The organism is Methanotorris formicicus Mc-S-70 (assembly GCF_000243455.1).
Lineage (GTDB): Archaea > AGJL01 > Methanococci > Methanococcales > Methanococcaceae > Methanotorris > Methanotorris formicicus.
In genome coordinates this window covers 1-19407 of sequence record NZ_AGJL01000006.1, presented here as the reverse complement: position 1 = coordinate 19407, position 19407 = coordinate 1, and the positions used below count along the sequence as shown (strand labels likewise).

Annotated in this window: 18 protein-coding genes; 15 read left to right on the top strand and 3 right to left on the bottom strand. The window is 32.6% G+C overall.

The features are described 5' to 3' along the window. Window positions 1–705: 705 nt before the first annotated feature. On the bottom strand, window positions 706–2040 hold the full coding sequence (purD, locus tag METFODRAFT_RS01750; RefSeq protein WP_007043808.1) for a phosphoribosylamine--glycine ligase: 1335 nt from the start codon (window positions 2038–2040) through the stop codon (window positions 706–708). 307 nt (window positions 2041–2347) lie between these two features. On the opposite strand from purD, the gene METFODRAFT_RS01745 reads away from it, so the two are divergent. The 6 genes from METFODRAFT_RS01745 to fwdC are packed head-to-tail and all read left to right on the top strand — an operon-like array spanning window position 2348 to window position 7128. Beyond that, complete coding sequence (locus METFODRAFT_RS01745) at window positions 2348–2785, top strand: 4Fe-4S binding protein (RefSeq protein ID WP_007043807.1); 438 nt, start codon at window positions 2348–2350, stop codon at window positions 2783–2785. 2 nt (window positions 2786–2787) lie between these two features. Then, window positions 2788–3846, top strand: coding sequence for a tungsten-dependent formylmethanofuran dehydrogenase subunit FwdF (fwdF, locus tag METFODRAFT_RS01740; RefSeq protein WP_007043806.1), 1059 nt, complete (start codon window positions 2788–2790; stop codon window positions 3844–3846). A gap of 23 nt (window positions 3847–3869) precedes the next feature. Beyond that, window positions 3870–4112 carry an ATP-binding protein gene (locus tag METFODRAFT_RS01735; RefSeq protein WP_007043805.1) on the top strand — a complete coding sequence of 81 codons (243 nt, stop codon included), beginning with the start codon at window positions 3870–3872 and terminating at the stop codon, window positions 4110–4112. 46 nt (window positions 4113–4158) lie between these two features. Further along, window positions 4159–4542, top strand: a complete 384-nt coding sequence (fwdD, locus tag METFODRAFT_RS01730) for a tungsten-dependent formylmethanofuran dehydrogenase subunit FwdD (RefSeq protein ID WP_007043804.1) — start codon at window positions 4159–4161, stop codon at window positions 4540–4542. A 21-nt stretch (window positions 4543–4563) separates the two neighbouring features. Beyond that, window positions 4564–6267 (top strand): tungsten-dependent formylmethanofuran dehydrogenase subunit FwdA, encoded by a 1704-nt coding sequence (fwdA, locus tag METFODRAFT_RS01725; protein WP_007043803.1) that lies wholly within the window; start codon window positions 4564–4566, stop codon window positions 6265–6267. 42 nt (window positions 6268–6309) lie between these two features. Further along, window positions 6310–7128: a tungsten-dependent formylmethanofuran dehydrogenase subunit FwdC gene (gene fwdC / locus METFODRAFT_RS01720; protein ID WP_048115304.1), complete on the top strand. Its 819-nt coding sequence runs from the start codon at window positions 6310–6312 to the stop codon at window positions 7126–7128. Here fwdC and METFODRAFT_RS01715 read toward each other — a convergent pair whose 3' ends face one another. Both METFODRAFT_RS01715 and METFODRAFT_RS01710 read right to left on the bottom strand, forming a co-directional pair. Continuing rightward, window positions 7129–8979, bottom strand: coding sequence for a molybdopterin biosynthesis protein (locus METFODRAFT_RS01715; RefSeq protein WP_007043801.1), 1851 nt, complete (start codon window positions 8977–8979; stop codon window positions 7129–7131). Window positions 8980–8984: 5 nt separating this feature from the next. Beyond that, window positions 8985–9779 carry an HAD family hydrolase gene (locus METFODRAFT_RS01710; RefSeq protein ID WP_007043800.1) on the bottom strand — a complete coding sequence of 265 codons (795 nt, stop codon included), beginning with the start codon at window positions 9777–9779 and terminating at the stop codon, window positions 8985–8987. 103 nt (window positions 9780–9882) lie between these two features. On the opposite strand from METFODRAFT_RS01710, the gene METFODRAFT_RS01705 reads away from it, so the two are divergent. The 9 genes from METFODRAFT_RS01705 to METFODRAFT_RS01665 all read left to right on the top strand — a co-directional run bounded on the left by METFODRAFT_RS01705 (window position 9883) and on the right by METFODRAFT_RS01665 (window position 19275). Next, entirely contained in the window at window positions 9883–10440 is a 558-nt protein-coding gene (locus tag METFODRAFT_RS01705; RefSeq protein WP_007043799.1) for an Era-like GTP-binding protein, read from the top strand. Beyond that, window positions 10441–10872 (top strand): cell division protein SepF, encoded by a 432-nt coding sequence (locus METFODRAFT_RS01700; RefSeq protein ID WP_007043798.1) that lies wholly within the window; start codon window positions 10441–10443, stop codon window positions 10870–10872. A 60-nt stretch (window positions 10873–10932) separates the two neighbouring features. Next, window positions 10933–11787 carry a methanogenesis marker 8 protein gene (locus METFODRAFT_RS01695; protein WP_007043797.1) on the top strand — a complete coding sequence of 285 codons (855 nt, stop codon included), beginning with the start codon at window positions 10933–10935 and terminating at the stop codon, window positions 11785–11787. Between the two features lie 79 nt (window positions 11788–11866). Next, a complete protein-coding gene (locus METFODRAFT_RS01690) occupies window positions 11867–13195 on the top strand; it encodes a UDP-glucose dehydrogenase family protein (protein WP_007043796.1) in 1329 nt (442 codons plus the stop codon). Beyond that, on the top strand, window positions 13192–14169 hold the full coding sequence (locus tag METFODRAFT_RS01685; RefSeq protein WP_007043795.1) for an NAD-dependent epimerase/dehydratase family protein: 978 nt from the start codon (window positions 13192–13194) through the stop codon (window positions 14167–14169). The genes METFODRAFT_RS01690 and METFODRAFT_RS01685 overlap by 4 nt, the downstream gene beginning before the upstream one ends. 14 nt (window positions 14170–14183) lie before the next feature. Continuing rightward, window positions 14184–16073 (top strand): asparagine synthase (glutamine-hydrolyzing), encoded by a 1890-nt coding sequence (asnB, locus tag METFODRAFT_RS01680; protein ID WP_048115299.1) that lies wholly within the window; start codon window positions 14184–14186, stop codon window positions 16071–16073. Beyond that, window positions 16061–17233: a glycosyltransferase family 9 protein gene (locus tag METFODRAFT_RS01675; protein WP_007043793.1), complete on the top strand. Its 1173-nt coding sequence runs from the start codon at window positions 16061–16063 to the stop codon at window positions 17231–17233. Before asnB ends, METFODRAFT_RS01675 begins: the two co-directional genes overlap by 13 nt. Window positions 17234–17245: 12 nt before the next feature. After that, on the top strand, window positions 17246–18238 hold the full coding sequence (locus METFODRAFT_RS01670; RefSeq protein WP_007043792.1) for a class I SAM-dependent methyltransferase: 993 nt from the start codon (window positions 17246–17248) through the stop codon (window positions 18236–18238). Beyond that, the gene (locus METFODRAFT_RS01665) at window positions 18235–19275 is read left to right on the top strand and encodes a glycosyltransferase family 4 protein (RefSeq protein WP_007043791.1); all 1041 of its coding nucleotides are present in this window, start codon (window positions 18235–18237) and stop codon (window positions 19273–19275) included. The genes METFODRAFT_RS01670 and METFODRAFT_RS01665 overlap by 4 nt, the downstream gene beginning before the upstream one ends. Window positions 19276–19407: the final 132 nt, after the last annotated feature.

Below are 19407 nucleotides of genomic sequence, written 5' to 3'. Positions count from 1 at the left end.
CAACATCTAACGCAAACAACTATAAATTAACCAGTAAGTATAATAAAACCTGATAACGAACTAAAAAATCGAATACAAAAGTGGTAAAAAATGTGGTGAATACAAAATCCTATTAAAATAGTTATAACTCCGATAGATAAATACCTTACTAAAACCGAACAACCAAAACGTAATCTAAAGTCTAAAAATTATATTATATGGTCCATTATTTTTAGTTATTTTGTCTCGAATTACTTCTTATGATTACATACGATTACCTAGGATATAATCGATATTTAAATCTCATTTTACTGATAGTGTGATTTAACACTATTAAAATTAAAACCAAAAAATAGAAATAGGTAGTACTTAAATCGGTTTTTCGTAACTCGCCTTGTTATCACAAGGTGAAAACATCGATTGGGTGAAATACTAAGTGTTTCACTGCTCGCTTGCTCCGCAAGCGAAGAGATAATCGATTTTAGAAATCGAAGGAAACTATCCAACATCTGAAAAGAGCAATATTGGATTCGTTAGATTTATGGCGATAGTATCAAACTGCATAGAATATTTGAGATACAAATATGGACTATCGTTTTATGAAGTGGTTAAAGAGTGTGGTAAAGAACTAATAAAGAAGGGAATATCGTAATCACACTGTCAGTAAAATTAAAAAATAATTTTATTGGAATATTGCATAACAAACAATCTCAAAAAATAAAAAAATTATCCTCTCAATTCTTTCATTCTCTCAATTCTCTTTTTGATTAAATCTAATTTACCTACATCACTTCTGTGGAAGACTTCTCCTTTTATATATTGGATAGATTTTTCAGCAATTTTCTCTGCTTCCTCTATCGTATCTGCAACTCCAACAACTGCAACTGCCCTTGAACCTGTCATATACAACTTTCCATCAACCTCATTTACTGATGCGTAATGTAGTATTGCCCCTGTTTCTTTTATTTTCTCTTCATCAACAATTATCTCTTTATTCCTTACTGGGTTTGTTGGATAGCCATTTGGAACAACATACTTACATACTGTTGCTTTGTTTTCAAATTCAACATCAACATCCTTCAATTTCTTATTTGCTATTGCCTCACAAACCTCAACAAAATCATTCTTTAAGATTGCCAATATGTTCATTGCCTCAGGATCTCCAAATCTTGCGTTGTATTCAATAATCTTTGGCCCCTCTGCAGTGAGCATGAACTGCCCGTATAAGAATCCTTGGTAGTCACCAACTTCTTTTTTGATTGCTTTAACCGTCTCTTCCATAATTTCTTTACCTTCCTCTAAATCTTTATCTGTTAAGAATGGAAGTGACAAATTAGGGCATGAATATGAACCCATCCCTCCTGTTATAGGCCCTTCATCGTTTTCATAAGCATGTGGGTGGTCTTGAACCGTAGGTGTGAATTTTATTGTATCTCCATCAACAAACCCATGCAATGTAAATTCAACACCAATTAACCTCTCCTCAATAATTACCTTTCCTCCACCGATATCCTTCTCAAACACTTCTTTTGCATATTGTTTTGCCTCTTCGTTATCCTTCAACTGTTCTCCAACAACCTTGACTCCTTTCCCTCCTGTCAATCCAACAGGTTTAACAACAACATCCTTACCTTGATTTGTCATTTCATCAATGAATGCCTCCAACTCTTCCCCATACTCTTCAAATGCCTTGTATTGCAATGAACCTTTTATGTTGTATTTTTTAAATAAATTCCTCATGAACTCTTTGCTTGTTTCAATTTGAGCAGGGAGTTTTTTTGGTCCTACGGTTGGAATGCCCATACTCCACAACAAATCAGATACTCCTGCACCCAATGGAGCCTCAGGTCCAATAACTGCTAAATCTGGTTTAACTTCCTCTGCAAAACTTTTAACTGCATCCAAGTTGGTTTCTTTGTTTAATGATATCTTTTCAGATAATCTCGCTATTCCTGGGTTTTTGTTGTTCATTAATGTGTATAATTTAACATTCGCATTCTTTTTTAAAGCATGTGCAATTGCACTTTCTCTTGCTCCTCCACCTATCAACAATATTTTCATCGCATCACCTTTTACTTTTTGTGTGCTATTATTAGGAACTAAAATTTATAAATTTTTAGGTTCTCTAACCTTAGATTTCATTGAACTTGAATGGATTAACAACCATACTGGAAAATGCAAACTGTTGTAATACGTTTAGATTACCTTAAAAATTAAAATATAATTAATAAACATTAAGGACATATAGGTTTTTCAAATTATGTGAGTAAAGCCCACGCTATTATGTATAGTTTACTATTTGAAATTAGAAGAATTATTTATATACCTCATAAAATAATGTTGAATATGACTCACATGAGATGAGAGTATGCCAGAGCATATACTATCAGGAATAAAAGCACTTGTAGCAATGAAGATGAGAAAGGAAGGAAAACTACAAAGGGAGATTGCAGAATACTTAAATATAGACAGGTCAATGATTTCCCATTACCTTCATGGTAGGTATCCCTCAGATAGAATCATGAAAATTTCAGAGGTAATAGCAGAACTTCCAGTGGAATATGGAGCAAGAATAATCCACTCTCTAAGTAACGAAAAGGACATTGCAAAAAAACTCATAAAGGTTATTTACAACGCAAAAATAAAAATTGATAATGACAAATGCCTCGCTTGTGGAGCATGTCTCATTTGTGAGGCAATATCAATAGATGGTATTGAAGTAAAAATTGATGAAGATCGTTGTTTTTTATGTGGGGAATGTATAAGTAAATGTCCTATGAACGCTCTAAAATTTGTGGAGGAATGAACATGCAAACAAAAGAACAATACAACGGGACCATAACAATATCAAGGTATGGAGTAGAAAAGAGAGTTTTAACATGGAACGACCACATCTGTGTTGGTTGTGGAATCTGTTTTGATATTTGTCCAACAAAGGCAATTACCATGGGACCTTTAGGGGCGATAGCAAAAGGAGACATTGATGCTCCAAAATTGGATATTAGTGGGGAAAAATGTGTCTTATGTGGAATGTGTGCATGTGCATGTCCATTTAACGCTATTGATTTAAAAATCAACGACAAATCCATAAAAGAACTCCCACAATACCCAAAGATATTAAGGGATATAACATTAGATCAAGAAATCTGTGTTTTATGTGGACAGTGCGAAATCGTCTGTCCTCAAGGAGCAATTGATGTAGAGAGAGAACTTCCACCAAGAAAGAACCTAGTTCTTGGGGAAATTACTATAAACAAAGACAAATGTGTCTTATGTGGAATTTGTGCTGAATACTGTCCAGCAGATGCAATTGACTTAATTCCAAACGACATGAACTCATTAAGTCCAAACCCAATAAAGGATATTGAAGTCGATAAAGATGCGTGTGTATTCTGTAAGGTTTGTGAGGTTGCATGTCCACACAATGCAATAGAGGTTATCTGTTACAAGTGTCCATTGGCAAAGAGAATTGAAAAACCAAAATTATACGAAGATATCAAAGGAAAAACAACAATTGATAAAGATTTATGTGTTACATGTGGGTGGTGTGAAAATATCTGTCCAGTTAGTGCGATTAAAGTTGAAAAGCCATTTGAAGGGGAACTCATCATTGATGAGAATGCATGTAATGCATGTGGTGCTTGTGTAGCAATCTGTCCATGTAATGCATTGACATTCCCAAAACCAAAAGAAAAAGCACAAAAAGTTCCAAAATTGGTGGTTAACCAAGATTTATGTGTCTTATGTGGGGCATGTGAAAAATCATGTCCAATTAATGCTATAAAAGTTAAGAGAACAAAAGTTGGTATGGAAGAGACAAAGGCAGTTGCATGGAAAAAAGCATTTGAGAAATTATTGGCGAAATAAATAGAGGATAATGAGGTGGTTAAATGTATAAGTTGGTCGTATTTCCAGAGAAGTGCCATGGTTGTGGAAATTGCGTAGTATCATGCCCAGTGAATGCAAAAGATCCAAACACTTGGGGTGGAAAAGGTCCAGAAACAGATGAACTCGTCATAAGAGTTGTGGATGGCCTAATAACCATAGTAAATGGTGATTTATGCGGTGGATGTGGTGCATGTGTTGAAGTTTGTCCAGTTGATGCGATAAAGTTGGTTGTTGAGAAACAATAGTTACCAAAATGAGGATAGATTGTTTTAAAAATATTAAGGTGATAGAATGAAATTCTACTTAAACACTGGGAGAACAATTTGGCAGGGAGAGGCAATAGAAGCAGGGAAAAATTTGGATTTATATGTTAAAGCAGCAGGAGTTTGTTACATAAATGAAGATGAAATGAATACGTTGGGTATTAAAGAGGGAGACAAAATAAAGGTAAAATCAGAATACGGAGAAGTTGTTGTATTTGCAAAGAAGGCAACAGAACCAATGCCAAAAGGAATGATCTATATTCCAATGGGACCTTGGGCAAACAAAGTTGTCTTACCTGAAACTAACAGCACAGCAATGCCATCATACAAAGGACCTTTACCAGTAGAAATTGAAAAAACTGAAGAAGAATTCTTAGACATGCCAAAATTAATGAGAACATACTTGGAATAAATAAAAAAAGAAGGTGATTAAATGGAATACATCATAAAAAATGGGATTGTTTACGACCCATTGAATGGAATAAATGGAGAAAAGATGGACATATGTGTCAAAGATGGTAAAATAGTTGAGGAAGTTTCAAGTAATGCAAAAGTTATCGATGCAAGTGGAAAGGTTGTAATGCCGGGTGGAGTTGATTCTCACACCCACGTTGCTGGGGCAAAAGTTAACGTTGGTAGAATGTTTAGACCAGAAGATAGTAAAAAAGATGTTTATGCAAAAAAAGGATTGAGAACTGGGACAGGATTTTCAGTTCCTTCAACATACAAAACTGGTTACCAATACTCAGAGATGGGATATACGACTGTTATTGAAGCAGCAATGCCACCATTAATAGCAAGACACACACACGAAGAGTTTATGGAAACCCCACAACTGGATAAAGCAGCAATGCCATTATTCGGAAACAACTGGTTTGTTATTGAGTATTTAAAAGAAGGGGACCTTAAAAAATGTGCTGCTTATGTAGCATGGCTTTTGAGAGCAACGAGGGGTTTTGCAATAAAGATAGTTAACCCAGGTGGAACAGAAGCATGGGGTTGGGGTAAAAACGTCCACGGTATAGATGATAAAGTTCCATACTTTGACATAACACCAAGAGAAATTGTTAGGGGTCTTGCAGAAGTCAACGAAATGCTCGGTTTACCTCACTCAATACACGTCCACCCAAACAACTTAGGACACCCAGGAAACTGGGAAACAACACTTGCAACAATGGATTGTGTTAAAGATATTAAGGCAAAACCAAGATATGGAGAGAGGGAAACTGTATACTACAACACACACGTTCAGTTCCACTCCTATGGAGGAACCTCATGGAAGGACTTTGGGAGTAAGGGTGTTGAGATTGCAGAGTATGTAAATAAAAATGACCACCTTGTAATTGATGTTGGACAGGTTACATTAGATGAAACAACAACAATGACAGCAGATGGACCGATGGAATATGATTTACACATGACAAATGGATTGAAATGGGCAAACTGTGACGTTGAACTTGAGACAGGTTCAGGAGTTGTTCCATTCATCTACTCCCCAAAAGGACCTGTCTATGCAGTTCAGTGGGCAATTGGTTTGGATTTATTCTTAAACACAAACACAGACAAAGTATTATTAACAACTGACCATCCAAACGCAGGACCATTCACAAGATACCCAAGAGTTATTGCATGGTTGATGAGTAAAAAATACAGAGATGAGTGGTTATACAACAAAGTCCACAAATGGGCATTACAAAGAAGCCATGTAGCAGATAACGATAAAGAATACGATTTATATGAAATAGCAAAAATTACAAGAGGTAACCAAGCAAAAGTTTTAGGTTTAAGCAAAGAGAAAGGACACCTTGGCGTTGGGGCAGATGCAGACATCGCTATCTACAATATAGACCCAGAAGAAAAGGATGGTAAGAAAATAGAGAAGGCATTTAGATACGCATCTTACGTATTGAAGAAAGGAGAAGTTGTTGTTAAAGATGGAGAAGTTGTTAAAGAGATCTATGGAGACACAATATACGTAGATGTTAAAGTTGATGAGTCCTTAGAGCAAGAGATTATGAAGGACTTAAGAGAGAAGTTCACAAGATACTACTCAGTTAACTTAGACAACTACCCAGTTCAAGATGCCTATGCAAACAGTTGGAAAGTTATCAAAATTGATGCAACAGACATAAACTAAATTCTATTTTTAAATTTTTTAAAAGATGAGACGGTGAGAATGATGAAGGAGTTAATCCTTACGTTAAAAGAGGATATCATTGTTCCAGTAGAGATGGATGCGGTTATTCCAGAGAAGATAGAAAACATGTCATTGGATGAAATAAAGAACATAGAATTACCACAAGGGAACAAGAAGATCTTATTAAAAGATTTGTTTGATGTTGAGTTGAATGAATCTGAGGTATCAAGAATAATCATAAAAAACTCCTCAATTAAGTTGAAGAGAATTGGAGAAAAGATGACAACAGGGGAAATTATTGTTGAAGGAGACGCTGGAATGTATGTTGGTTGTGAAATGAAGGGGGGAAAAATTATTGTTAATGGCAACGCTGACAGTTGGGCTGGACAAAACATGAAAGGTGGGGAGTTAATTATTAAAGGAGATGCAAAAGATTATGTTGGTTCTGCATACAGGGGAGATTGGAGAGGTATGAGTGGAGGAAAGATCGTTGTTGAAGGTAATGTTGGAAATGAAATTGGAGAATACATGAGAGGAGGAACCATTCACATAAAAGGAAATGCTGGTTTATTAACCGGAATCCACCAAGAGGGAGGAATTATAATCATAGAAGGGGATGTTGAAGCGAGAGTTGGTGGGGAAATGAAAAAAGGAGCAATTGTTGTCTATGGAAAAGTTGAAGGAGTCCTTCCATCATTCAAATTTGAGGGAATTGTTGAGAATCCTGTTATAAAATTATCAAAAAAAGATGAAGGAACCCCAATTGAAGGGAAGTTCTATAAGTTTACTGGAGATTATGTATACAACAAACCAAAAGGACAGTTATACATCTCTGTTGAAAGCAACCTTGATTTGATCTAATTAACATTCAAATATAATTTCCCCACAATTTTTTGGTTTTTTAAATGGTAATTCAACTTTTTTAAGTGTTTCTATGAATTTTTTAACATCTTCATCATCTAATTTCTCCCTTCTAATGAGGAAATCATAATGTTCCTCTGCAACTGGGATAAAATTAAGTCCATACTGCTCTGCAACAGTTCTTATCCCCATTCCAATATCTGCCTTTCCCATTACAATAGAAACTGCAACCGCTGAGTGTGTTTTTGTCTCGATGTTGTAACTATCTATATCATCTTTATCGATCCCATGTTCTTTCAAAAATTTATCAAACAAAATCCTTGTTCCAGAACCCTTGTTTCTGTTTATAAATTTGGATTTTTTGATGTATTTAACAACATCCTCTATACTATTAACATCTCCTTTAAACATGAAACCCTGCTCTCTAATATAACCCCTCACTAAAACCGCATCTTTAACCTTATATTTCTTTATAAATGGGATGTTATATTCCCCACTATCATCTAAGAGATGAACTCCTGCAATATCTGCCTCTCCTCTTTTTATTGCCATAATTCCCCCAAGTGAACCCACATTGATGGTTTTTGCAAATATGCCTCCTTCCTTTAAAATGATATCAACACCAATGCAATGACTTCCTATGATATTCAAACCAATCATTATGTCTCCAAGTAGATGGACATCAACCTCCTCATTCTCTAAAATTTCTCTGTTTTCTTCAATTACCACATACCCCTCTGCATTTGATAGGGATGTTATGGCCCCACTTCCCTTTGTTATTGGATAACTTGAATAACCATTCTTTGACTTTACCAATGAAATAGGCAAATACTCAGTTCTTCCTTTTGCAGAGATATGCCTCATTGGGAAAAATGCCTTTAAGGTTTTTTTCTCATCATTAAACAGGACATCAAACACTATAAGGCATGATGTAGGATAACCTGGGAGACCAACAACCAATTTATCATCAACAACTCCAATTATTGTAGGCTTTCCTGGTTTTATCTTTATACCATGTATTAAAACCTCCCCTCCAAGTTCCTGTATTGCAATTTCTGTTAAATCCCCAACTCCAGCGGATGTTCCCCCACTCAAAAGAACAATGTCATTTTCCTTTAATGCATTTTCAATTGCCTTTTTTAATTCCTCCTTATCATCCCCAACAATACCATAAAACTTAAAATCCCATCCATTCTCTAAAATGGATGAACCTAAAGTATATGCATTTATATCATAAATTTTATATGCTCCTAACGTTTCTCCAGGACTTACAACCTCATTTCCTGTTGATATAATACCAAAACTTAATTTTTTATAAACTTTAACCTTATTTTTCCCGATTGCGGCAATAGAGCCAATATCCCTTGGCGTTAATTTAGTTCCCCCCCTTAAAATCAACTCCCCACTCATTATGTCTGTTCCGCAGTACTGGATATTCTCGTGTGGTGCAACTGCCTTGTAAATTTTAACATGATTCCCCAATCTTTCAGTGTACTCCACCATAACTACTGCATTTGCACCTTTTGGAATCCCCGCCCCAGTTGCAATCTCTACACACTCTCCATTTTTAACTTCAAGGTCTTTAACTTCCCCTGCCTTTAAACTCCCAATAACTTTTAGAGTTATTGGATTATCCTCATCTGCTGCATAAGTGTCTTCCGCTTTAACTGCATATCCATCCATCTGAGACCTATCAAAAGGAGGGATATCAACATCGGATATTACGTCCTCACTTAAAACCCTACCAACTGCATTAAATAAATCCACGTCCTCAACACTCTTGTATTTATCCAAATACTTCCTTACAATTTCCTTTGCCTCATTAATACTGCATAATTTTAAATATCTCAAAAAAATCACCCTTTGTTTTTGTTAATTAAATCTTCACATATGTTGAGGATTTCCTTTATGTTGTATATTTTAACCTTTGCTACCTCGAGTGCTTTTTTTGAAATATTTCCATTTTGGAGCGTAACAACTGACAAATCGCTCTCCAACATTGCTGGGACATCATTTGCTGCATCTCCAACCATTATTACATAATACCTCTCTTTTTTTAAATTTAGAACCAAATCTTTCTTTTGCTCTTGATGAGCCTCAGGCATTATATATTTTTCGTTAATTCCCGTAATTTCAGCCAATCTTTTTATAAACTCCTTTCTATCTCCAGACGCAATGAATACCTTAACCCCTAATTCTTTTAGTTTTTTAATAGTTTCAGGTACTTCTGGAAATACGCAGCCCCCTGTAGTTATGGTGTATTCGATAATTCCATTTAACGTATCCACTATTATTGCAGATCCATATCCAGTTTGAATTTTAAATCTCTTCATAACGTTTAGGGTATCCTGCAACTCCTTAACTTTAGTTTTTTTGTCTTTAAAAATTCCATCTCTGTCTATTGGTTTATTACAGTATGATATCCCCCAATCAACTTCTTTTAAGAGTTCTGATATATGTTTTTCAGGATCCTCCTTATCCACAACCTTCAAAGGATCATCTTTAATAATCACCAACGCCCTCCCAACTTTTTCATCAACAATATCCACAGTTAGGTTATTACACAAAAACTTCTGTGTTTTTATTTCTTTTATTATTCTCTTAACTTTTACCAACGTCCCAGCACTATCAAATACAACCGCCAATTTCATAAAAATCACTATATTTATTTTTGTAAAAGTTAAAAATATTTATAACTCGCCAAATATTTATAAGTATTTGTAATTTATTATAATAAAACAAAAATGTGATACTATGGATAATGATATCTTTAAAATTGCAATATTAGGCCCTGAAAATGCAGGAAAATCATCTATAATGAATGCGTTGTTTGGTAAGTATGTTTCCCTTGTTTCTGAAGTTGGAGGAACTACAAAAATGCCGATAAAAAGATACTGGGGAAAACTAAAAGTAGGTAGGGAAAAGAAGCAACCAAAATTTGTAGATGTTGTATTTGTGGATTTGGGAGGGCTCTATGTCCATGAAAAACAATCTCCAATCATGATAGGAAGCGTTTTAGAAAAAACATACGAAGAAATTGATGATGCGGATATGATTGTCCATGTGGTTGATGGAAAAGAAGGATTATCAAAAAGTTTTGAAAAACTACATCATTTATTAAAATTTAGATATCGAAAACCTATTATAGTAGTTGTCAATAAATGTGATTTATTAAATGATGACGAAAGGCGGCGGTTGAAGGATTACGTGGAGTACAGGTTGGGTAATAGGGTATTGTTGGTTTCAGCAAAAACTTATGAGGGTATAAATAACTTGATGGATGCCATATTAAAATATATAAAAGGTGATTAAATGGTTTTTGAAAAGTTAAAAGAACTATTTGGGTCAGGAAAAACTGATATAAAACAACCTGCACCGATTACCATTGAAGAGTATGTTGAACTTCCAATGGCTCCAGTAGAGGAGGAAAAATCAATAAGAATAAAGGTTTGTGACTTAAATGATGGGAAAGATGCAGTAAATATTATTGTCATGGTTGAGGCAGGATACTTGGTTATTGCAAACACCCCTCACTTAGAAAGAGACATAGATGAAGAATACGCTGCAATTTTATCAAAGTTGAAAAATGAAATTACAAAAATTGGGGGAAAGATGGTTGGTTTATCAGAAACTAAAATCTTCATCGTCCCAAGAAATGTCATAATTGAAAAAATAGTTAAGGAAGAAAAAGAGAAAAAAGAAGTAAGAAATACTGAAGAAGAACAAAACAACAAAAATGAATAAAATTTAATTTTTAGAAATTCCAATTGATTTTATAATAATAAACTTAAGTGGATGGTTAGTATGGAAGATGAGCATATAATGGAGGCTTTGGGGAAGGCGAGGGTTGTTGTGAAAAATGGGAAGGTTGTTGAAGTTGGAGAACCAAAAATAAAATACTGTCCTCTTTTTGATAGGCATAGGGGCATTAGAGAGATAAATAAAGAAAGTATAAAGGAAAATATAGAATTTAGAATAAAGGATTTTGGACTTTTCACTGAAAACAGGGTTGTAGAGGTTGAGGATTGTATTGTTGGCTTTGGAACTTCGGAGATTTTTATGAGTGCTTTGAAAAGGGGTTTGTTGGATGTTGTTGTTATTGTTGCAGATTGTGCAGGGACTGTTATAACCAATAACCCAAAACTTGTTCAGGGGCTTTGCGGAAGGATATCGGGAATTGTAAAGACATCCCCAATCCCAAAAGTTATAGAGAAGATAGAAAAAGCAGGAGGACATGTTTTAAATCCTAAAACTGCAGAAATTAATCAGATAAAAGGTGTTGAAAAAGCCATAGAGTTGGGTTATAAAAGGATAGGGGTTTCATTAACGAGTTTAGATGATGCCATAAAGTGCAAGAGTTTAGAGAATGAAGAAATAAAAATCATCACCTTCGGGGTTCATACAACAGGAATTAATGAAAATCCAGAAGAATTTGTAGAATATTTTGATTTGGTAACTGCATGTGCTTCAAAAAATATTAGAGAAGGTTTAAAAGGAAAAATAAAGGCACAAATTGGTGTCTCAGTTCCAATATTTGCTTTAAGTCAGATAGGGAAAGAACTCTTGCTTGAGAGGGCAAAGGATGTTGAAAAGCCCATTTTAATAAGTGTTGAAGAATTACCGTGTTTAAAAGGAAGGCAACCAGAGCCACTAATTTAAAAATTATACTCTTAGTTTCTTTTTTAAATTTATTTATTAATAACTCTCAAATCAATAACTTACTCAAGGGGGGATTTTAATGAAGAAGATCTCAGTCATAGGAACTGGTTATGTTGGTTTAATTCAGGCTGTTGGTTTAGCAGAGTTTGGTTTTAATGTTGTTGGAATTGATATTGATGAAACTAAAGTTAAGGCATTAAATAGAGGAGAATGTCCTTTATATGAAGAAGGATTAGAAGAATTATTAAAAAAGCATGTAAATAAAAATCTAACTTTCACAACATCCTACGAATCAATAAAGGGATCGGACGTCATATTTCTATGCGTTGGAACCCCACAAGATAAAGATGGTGATGCAGACTTGAGGTTTTTATTTTCTGCAGTTGAGAAGATAAAAGAGACAATAGACAAAGACGATTATAAAGTTATCGTTATAAAATCTACCGTTCCAGTAGGGACAAATAGGAAGGTTAAAGAACTTTTAAGTGGTTATAATGTTGATGTTGTTTCAAATCCTGAGTTTTTAAGGGAGGGGATTGCTGTCTATGATTTCTTTAATCCAGAGAGGATAGTTTTAGGTTTTGAAAACTTAGAAAACAAAAAGCCAATAGAAATAATGAACAAAGTTTATAACTATTTTAAAGAAAAAAATGTTCCTTTTATAATAACTAATTGGGAAACAGCGGAGTTGATAAAATATGCCTCAAATGCTTTCTTAGCAACAAAAATATCTTTTATAAATGAATTGGCAAAATTATCTGATATAGTTAATGCAGATATAAAAACTGTGAGTTATGCTATGGGGTTGGATGATAGAATTGGAAATAAGTTTTTAAATGCTGGAATTGGATATGCCGGAAGTTGTTTTCCTAAGGATGTTAAAGCATTGATAAAACAGTTTGAAAACAACAATATAGAGCCAATATTAATCAGATCAACTGATAAAGTTAATGAAGAACAAATAAAATGGTTCTTTGAAAAGATTAAAAACTACTATAAAAACCTAAATGGAAAGGTTTTTGCTATCTTAGGTTTAGCGTTTAAACCAAATACTGACGATTTAAGGGAGAGTAGGGCAATAAAGTTGATAGATCTACTTTTAGGTAGTGGAGCAATTGTTAAGGGGTTTGATTACGTTGCAAAAGCGAGGGAAAACACCATTAACATGTACAAACTGGATAAATCCAAGGGATTCTATGGATACAACCTATATGTATTAGATGATTTATATGAGGCAGTTAAAGATGCGGATGGGATAATAATAACGACTGAATACAACTATAACAAAGAAGATTGGGAGAAAATAAGAAATTTAGTAAAAGAAAAAGTTATATTCGATGGAAGAAACATCTTAGATGTTGAAAAGGTTAAAAAATTAGGATTTAAATATTATGGGGTGGGGAGATGAAATATAGAAACATTTTAGTCACTGGATGTGCTGGATTTATTGGTTTTCATCTGAGTAAATATTTGTTGGATACCCATGAAGATGTAAAAGTTATTGGAATAGATAATCTAAACGATTATTACAACCCTCTATTAAAAGAAAAAAGGAATGAAATCTTAAAAAATTACGAAAACTATGAGTTTATAAAATTAGATTTCTCAGATTGGGAGGGATTGGTTGAAAATTTAAAAGACAAAGAAATTGATTTAATTGTTCATTTAGGTGCTCAGGCAGGAGTTAGATATTCCTTAGAAAATCCATGGGCCTATATTAGATCCAACGAATTAGGGACTTTGAATATCTTTGAATTTGCAAGGAGATTTGATATAGAGAAGGTTGTTTATGCATCTTCCTCTTCAGTTTATGGAGGGAATAAAAAGATTCCTTTTAGTGAGGAGGATAGGGTTGATAATCCAATCTCATTATATGCAGCAACTAAGAGAAGTAACGAGTTAATGGCTTATACTTATTATTTATACGGCATTAAAATGGTTGGTTTGAGGTTTTTCACAGTTTATGGTGAGTTTGGAAGACCAGATATGGCGTATTTCAAATTTACAAAGAATATTTTGTTAGGTAAGGAGATTGAGGTCTATAACTATGGAAATATGGAAAGGGATTTTACGTATATATCCGATGTTATAGGGGGCATTGTAAGTGCTATTGAAAAGAACTTTGATTATGAGATTTTTAACTTAGGTAATTCCAAACCCGTCAAGTTAATGTATTTTATTGAGTTAATTGAGAAATACCTTAACAAAAAAGCAAAAAAGAAATTTTTACCTCTACAAGATGGGGATGTTTTAAGAACCTACGCTGATTTAACTAAGAGTGAGAAATTTTTGGAATATAAACCAAAAGTTACTATCGAGGAAGGTTTAAAAAGATTTTGTAATTGGTTTTTAGAGAATAGAGATTGGCTGTTAAAAATTTAATTTTTGGTGTAATAATGTGCGGGATAAACGGGATTGTTAGGTTTGATAGGGGGATTTTAAAAGAAGAAATTGATGGGATGAATAACGCTATAAGACACAGGGGTCCGGATGATGAAGGGGTTTTTATCCTCAATTCTAAAAATTATTCTATTGGTTTGGGGCATGTTAGATTGGCAATTTTGGATTTGTCAGAGAAGGGACATCAACCAATGGGTTATAACATTGAAGAGGATAAAATCACCTATAGGGATGAAGAATTGGATAATGCAGATATAATTATTGTTTATAATGGAGAGGTCTATAATTATTTGGAGTTAAAAGAAAAATTTAATTTAAAAACAGAGACTGGTACAGATACGGAAGTTATTTTAAAACTTTATGATAAATTGGGCTTTGATTGCGTTAAGGAATTTAACGGTATGTGGGCATTTTGTATTTTTGATAAACAAAAAAATTTAATTTTTTGTTCAAGAGATAGATTAGGGATTAAACCACTTTATTATTATTGGGATGGGGAAGAATTTATTTTTTCTTCTGAATTGAAGGGAATTTTGGCAGTTAAAAAGATAAACAAAAAAGAAAATATTAATAAGGAGGCAGTTGAGTTATACTTTGCTTTGGGATTTATTCCTTCACCTTATTCAATTTATAAAAACATCTTTAAATTAGAGGCAAGGCAGAATTTGATATTTGATTTGAATAAAAAAGAAATTAAAAAGTTTTGTTATTGGGAACTACCGGATTATAAACCAATTTATGATAAAAATAAATTAATTGAAGAAGGAAAAAAACTCCTATATGATGCCGTCAAGATAAGGATGAGAAGTGACGTTCCAGTTGGAGCGTTTTTAAGTGGGGGGTTAGATTCAAGTACGGTTGTTGGGATTATGAGAGATTTCACTGATTTAAGTAAGTTACATACTTTCTCTATTGGTTTTGAGGGGAAGTATGATGAAACACCATATATTAAGATAGTTGTTGATTATTTTAAAACAAACCATCACCATTATTATTTTAAGGAAGAAGATTTTGAGAAACTAATTGATAAATATATCTGGATTTATGATGAACCTTTTGGAGATTATAGTGGATTTCCTACTTATAAAGTTTCTGAAATGGCAAGAGAATTTGTTACTGTTGTTTTGAGTGGGGATGGAGGAGATGAAGTTTTTGGCGGATATAGGTTTCATTTGATTAGCAAAAGGATAGAATACTTAAAAAAAATCCCCAAGTTTGTTAGAATGTTACTTTTAAAAATCCTCAATAACAATTTACTGAAAAATTACACTTTATTTTTAATTAGAGAAGCGATTAATTTATCTTTAATTGAAAATAATGAGAAATTTTACTCTAAATTATTTGATGGGAAATTTATGATCTCCAATAGGGGTAAAATATGGGTGGAGGAACACTTAAAATACTCCTTAAATAAAACAAATAATAATTTACCTGAGTCAATTAGGGTTTTTGATTTGTTATTTAGAACTCTATCGGATAATTTTTTGGTTAAGGTTGATAGGGCATCGATGGCAAATGCCTTAGAGGTTAGAAGTCCATTTTTAGATTATAGATTTGCAGAGTTCAGCCAAAAAATTCCTAACGAATGGAAGGTTGATTTTTTTAAAACAAAAAAATTAATGAGAGAGATTGTTAAAGATATTCTGCCAGAAGAGATTTTAAATAGGGGGAAAGGAGGATTTGAACCACCGTTGGATAAGTGGATTCTAAAAAGAAAGTATAAAAATATTTTAGATGATGGGATAAGAATATTGGAGGAATTAAATTTTAAGGATTTAGTTGAATTTTATAAGAATGACGCCTTAGTAGGAAATAATAAACTTCATAATATCTATAAGATTAGGTTGTTTTTATTTACAAAATGGTGGGAGAGATGGATAAACTAATATTAAAACACCTAAAAAATTACATCAAATACGTTGTTGTTAAAACATTGGAATTTCCTTTTTATATTAGATATAAGTATTTTCCAAAGAAAAGTGTAGATTATCAAAAAGGATTCAAAAAAATTGCATTGATATGCACAAAGCCAATGGGATTTGGGGATTTAATAATGGACACGCCATTTATAAAAACACTTAAGAAACATTTTCCCAATGCAGAAATTCATCTAATTACTGATAAAGATATTTTTGACAAAGTTGATGAATTGGATAGGATAATTGTTCTAAAGGGAGGGATTTTTGATTTAATGAAAGAGTTTTATAAATTGAAAAATGAGAGATATGACTTGGGAATTATAATGAATAGGGGAATAAATCAAACATTTTATTTAGAGATTCTAAATCCAAAGTATAAATTAGGTTATTTAGGTGGTTGGGAGATTTTATCTAACTTTAAAGTAAAAAAGAAAGGATTAGGATTCACAAAAAATGAACATTATTGGAATATGGCTCTTAAAATTGCAGAGAGTTTGGGTATAGGGGATTTAGAGGAAGAACTAATAACAGTTGATTTCTCTGAAGATGTAAAGAGAAATGTTGAAAAAATATTAAATAATTTAAAATTAGATAAAAACAAAAAAACAGTTGTAATCAATCCTTTTGTTTTATGGAAAACAAGAATGTGGGATAGAGACAATTATGTCAAATTAATTGAAGAAATTTATAAAGACTTTAACATCATTTTGTATGGGGGGCCTGATGCTGTTGAGACAGTTAATTATATCAAAAATAAACTAAAAGAAAAAAATATTTTTGTTGAAGATGTTGCTGGAAAGTTCAACATTAAAGAGGCAATATATTTTTTAAAATTTGCCGACTTATTTATAACCTCAGACAGCGGTCCAATGCACTTTGCTTTTTTAATGAGAACGCCTACTTTGGCGTTATTTGGTCCAGTAAACCCAATTTATAGATTACCAAAAAACTTTAAGAAATATGGAATTTATGATTATTTATGGTATAATGATTACAAACCCCTAAAGAAGTTCTATAATTACGAATATGAGTATGTTGATAAAGATGTTGAGGGTTTAAAAACCATACCGGTTGAGGATGTAAAAAATAAAATTTACAAATTTTTTGAAGGGGGAAAATTCTACTAAAAAGGTGAGAAAATGGATGAACAAATAGAATGTCCATTATGTGGAAAAAAAGACTTTAAATTAATCCTAAAAAAGGATGATTTAAATAAATATTACAATTTAGTTGAATGTAAAAATTGTGGATTGATGTTTATAAATCCACTACCAACAGATGGGGAATTAAAAGAATATTATAATTTCGAATATTCAGTGCCAGAGTATCAGAGATTAAAGATTATAAAAAAAGCAGAAAAGATTTTAAACTTATTAGAGAAATTTGGAGTTAAGAAAAATTCTAAAATTTTAGAAATAGGTGCATCGCATGGATTTTTCTTAAATGAAGTTAAAAAAAGAGGATTTATTCCTTATGGAGTAGAAATTTCGAAAGAAGCATGTGAAAATACCAAAAGATATTTTGGTATTGAGATTGAAAATTGTGATTTTTTACAATCTGAGTATGCAAACAAAGAAGAGTTTTTTGATGTAGTTGTGTTATTGGATGTTTTAGAACATCTGACCAATCAAAATGAAATCTTAAAGAATATTAACAAAGTTTTAAAGAAAGGAGGATTTTTAGTTCTTACCCTACCAAATATTAGTTCCTATGAATTTAAGTTGTGTGGTGGATATTGGGAGTGGTTATCTCCACCTGCCCATCTCTTTTATTACTCCCCGAAAACCATTGAAAATATGTTAGAAAAACATGGGTTTGAAGTTATTTATTTAGAGACTTATAAAGGTGATTCTGCTGGAAATTTGCTTTTTCACCTTTATCTATCATCAAAGCAATTTCTATTTTATGGTCTAAAGTATATTGTCGGAAGGGAAAAATTATTGAAAATCAGGGAGAACATAAGGGGTGAGTTAAGAAATAAAAGCACCGCAAGTGGGAAAGAGTTCGTTGGTATTGATGAGATTGTTTTTAAAGTGTCTAATATTTTATGGAAACCTTTTAAATTTATTGATGATTTAAGATTTAAAAGAGGAAAAGGACCTTCAATTTTAGTTATTGCGGTGAAAAAATGAAAAAGATGTGTTTAATAACTTGGTATTTTCCATCCTTTCCTGGAGGTGCTGAAAAATCTATTCTATATGAGTTAAAAGAATATGAAAAGAAAGGTTATCATATTTTTGTCATATGTTTTGATGAATTTTATCCCAAAGGGGACTTTATAATAGATGGCATTAAGGGTAAAAACTATGGATTGAGAGTTTCTCTCTCAAAATATTCCAGATTTTATACACTAATTTTAAACAGAGAGTATGTTTTATCAACATTGGAAAAACATAAAGAAGAGTTAAAAGAGTCTATCGCAATTACCCAAAATTTAATGACACCAATAATTACAGAATTTTGTATTAAAAATAATATTAAATATATATATTATCTAAGGGACGAACTAAATTTAAATGAATTTCGTAATTATGAAGTTGGATTAAGGAAAGTACTCAAGATATTTAAATCAATAATTGAATTTCCTGCTATATACTATTATATGAGTAAGAATGAAGTTGCTTTAAGAAATGCTTATAAAATAATATCAAATTCTAAATACATCCAACAATTATTAAAGAGGAAATTTAACTTAGATTCGGAAGTTAAATACCCGAAAATTGATCACTCAAAATTGGATAGAACTAAAATCAAAAAAGAGAATCAAAAGTATATCGCATTTATTGGTGGGGAAAATTCCATGAAAGGGCATGATATAGTTCTAAAAATTGCAAAAAAATTGAAAAATGAAGAATTTTTAATTGTAGGTCCTTATAAAAAACCCTTTAAAAAAGAAAATATTTTATTTGTTCCATATCAAAAAGATGTTATGGAGATTTATAAGGTGTCTAAATTAATTCTAGTACCATCTCGATGGAATGAAGCTTTCGGTAGGGTTGTATTGGAGGCTAATTATTTAGGGATTCCAGCAATAACAAGTAATAGAGGGGGGCTACCTGAAGCTAATAAAAATAAAGATTATATTGTAAACGACTTAGAAAATATTGATGAATGGGTTGAAAAGATTGAATATGCCCTTAATTCAGATATCTTTCTCAAGGAAGATTAAAAAACCGTAATTCCCATCACAAATTTAAATATTTATTTAATTGAATTAACTTCATCTAACACTTTAAGGTTATAAGCGATTGTGAAGAGTAAGAGCTTAACACTCAGCCCTTTCTTGCTTACAGCGTGAATA

Coding starts and splice junctions, on each gene's coding strand:
- fwdD (WP_007043804.1), top strand. CDS start 4,159: ATGAAATTCTACTTAAACACTGGGAGAACAATTTGGCAGGGAGAGGCA.
- METFODRAFT_RS01665 (WP_007043791.1), top strand. CDS start 18,235: ATGAAAAAGATGTGTTTAATAACTTGGTATTTTCCATCCTTTCCTGGA.
- METFODRAFT_RS01735 (WP_007043805.1), top strand. CDS start 3,870: ATGTATAAGTTGGTCGTATTTCCAGAGAAGTGCCATGGTTGTGGAAAT.
- fwdF (WP_007043806.1), top strand. CDS start 2,788: ATGCAAACAAAAGAACAATACAACGGGACCATAACAATATCAAGGTAT.
- METFODRAFT_RS01685 (WP_007043795.1), top strand. CDS start 13,192: ATGAAATATAGAAACATTTTAGTCACTGGATGTGCTGGATTTATTGGT.
- fwdC (WP_048115304.1), top strand. CDS start 6,310: ATGAAGGAGTTAATCCTTACGTTAAAAGAGGATATCATTGTTCCAGTA.
- METFODRAFT_RS01705 (WP_007043799.1), top strand. CDS start 9,883: ATGGATAATGATATCTTTAAAATTGCAATATTAGGCCCTGAAAATGCA.
- METFODRAFT_RS01745 (WP_007043807.1), top strand. CDS start 2,348: ATGCCAGAGCATATACTATCAGGAATAAAAGCACTTGTAGCAATGAAG.
- METFODRAFT_RS01675 (WP_007043793.1), top strand. CDS start 16,061: ATGGATAAACTAATATTAAAACACCTAAAAAATTACATCAAATACGTT.
- purD (WP_007043808.1), bottom strand. CDS start 2,040: ATGAAAATATTGTTGATAGGTGGAGGAGCAAGAGAAAGTGCAATTGCA.
- asnB (WP_048115299.1), top strand. CDS start 14,184: ATGTGCGGGATAAACGGGATTGTTAGGTTTGATAGGGGGATTTTAAAA.
- METFODRAFT_RS01700 (WP_007043798.1), top strand. CDS start 10,441: ATGGTTTTTGAAAAGTTAAAAGAACTATTTGGGTCAGGAAAAACTGAT.
- METFODRAFT_RS01670 (WP_007043792.1), top strand. CDS start 17,246: ATGGATGAACAAATAGAATGTCCATTATGTGGAAAAAAAGACTTTAAA.
- METFODRAFT_RS01695 (WP_007043797.1), top strand. CDS start 10,933: ATGGAAGATGAGCATATAATGGAGGCTTTGGGGAAGGCGAGGGTTGTT.
- METFODRAFT_RS01710 (WP_007043800.1), bottom strand. CDS start 9,779: ATGAAATTGGCGGTTGTATTTGATAGTGCTGGGACGTTGGTAAAAGTT.
- fwdA (WP_007043803.1), top strand. CDS start 4,564: ATGGAATACATCATAAAAAATGGGATTGTTTACGACCCATTGAATGGA.
- METFODRAFT_RS01690 (WP_007043796.1), top strand. CDS start 11,867: ATGAAGAAGATCTCAGTCATAGGAACTGGTTATGTTGGTTTAATTCAG.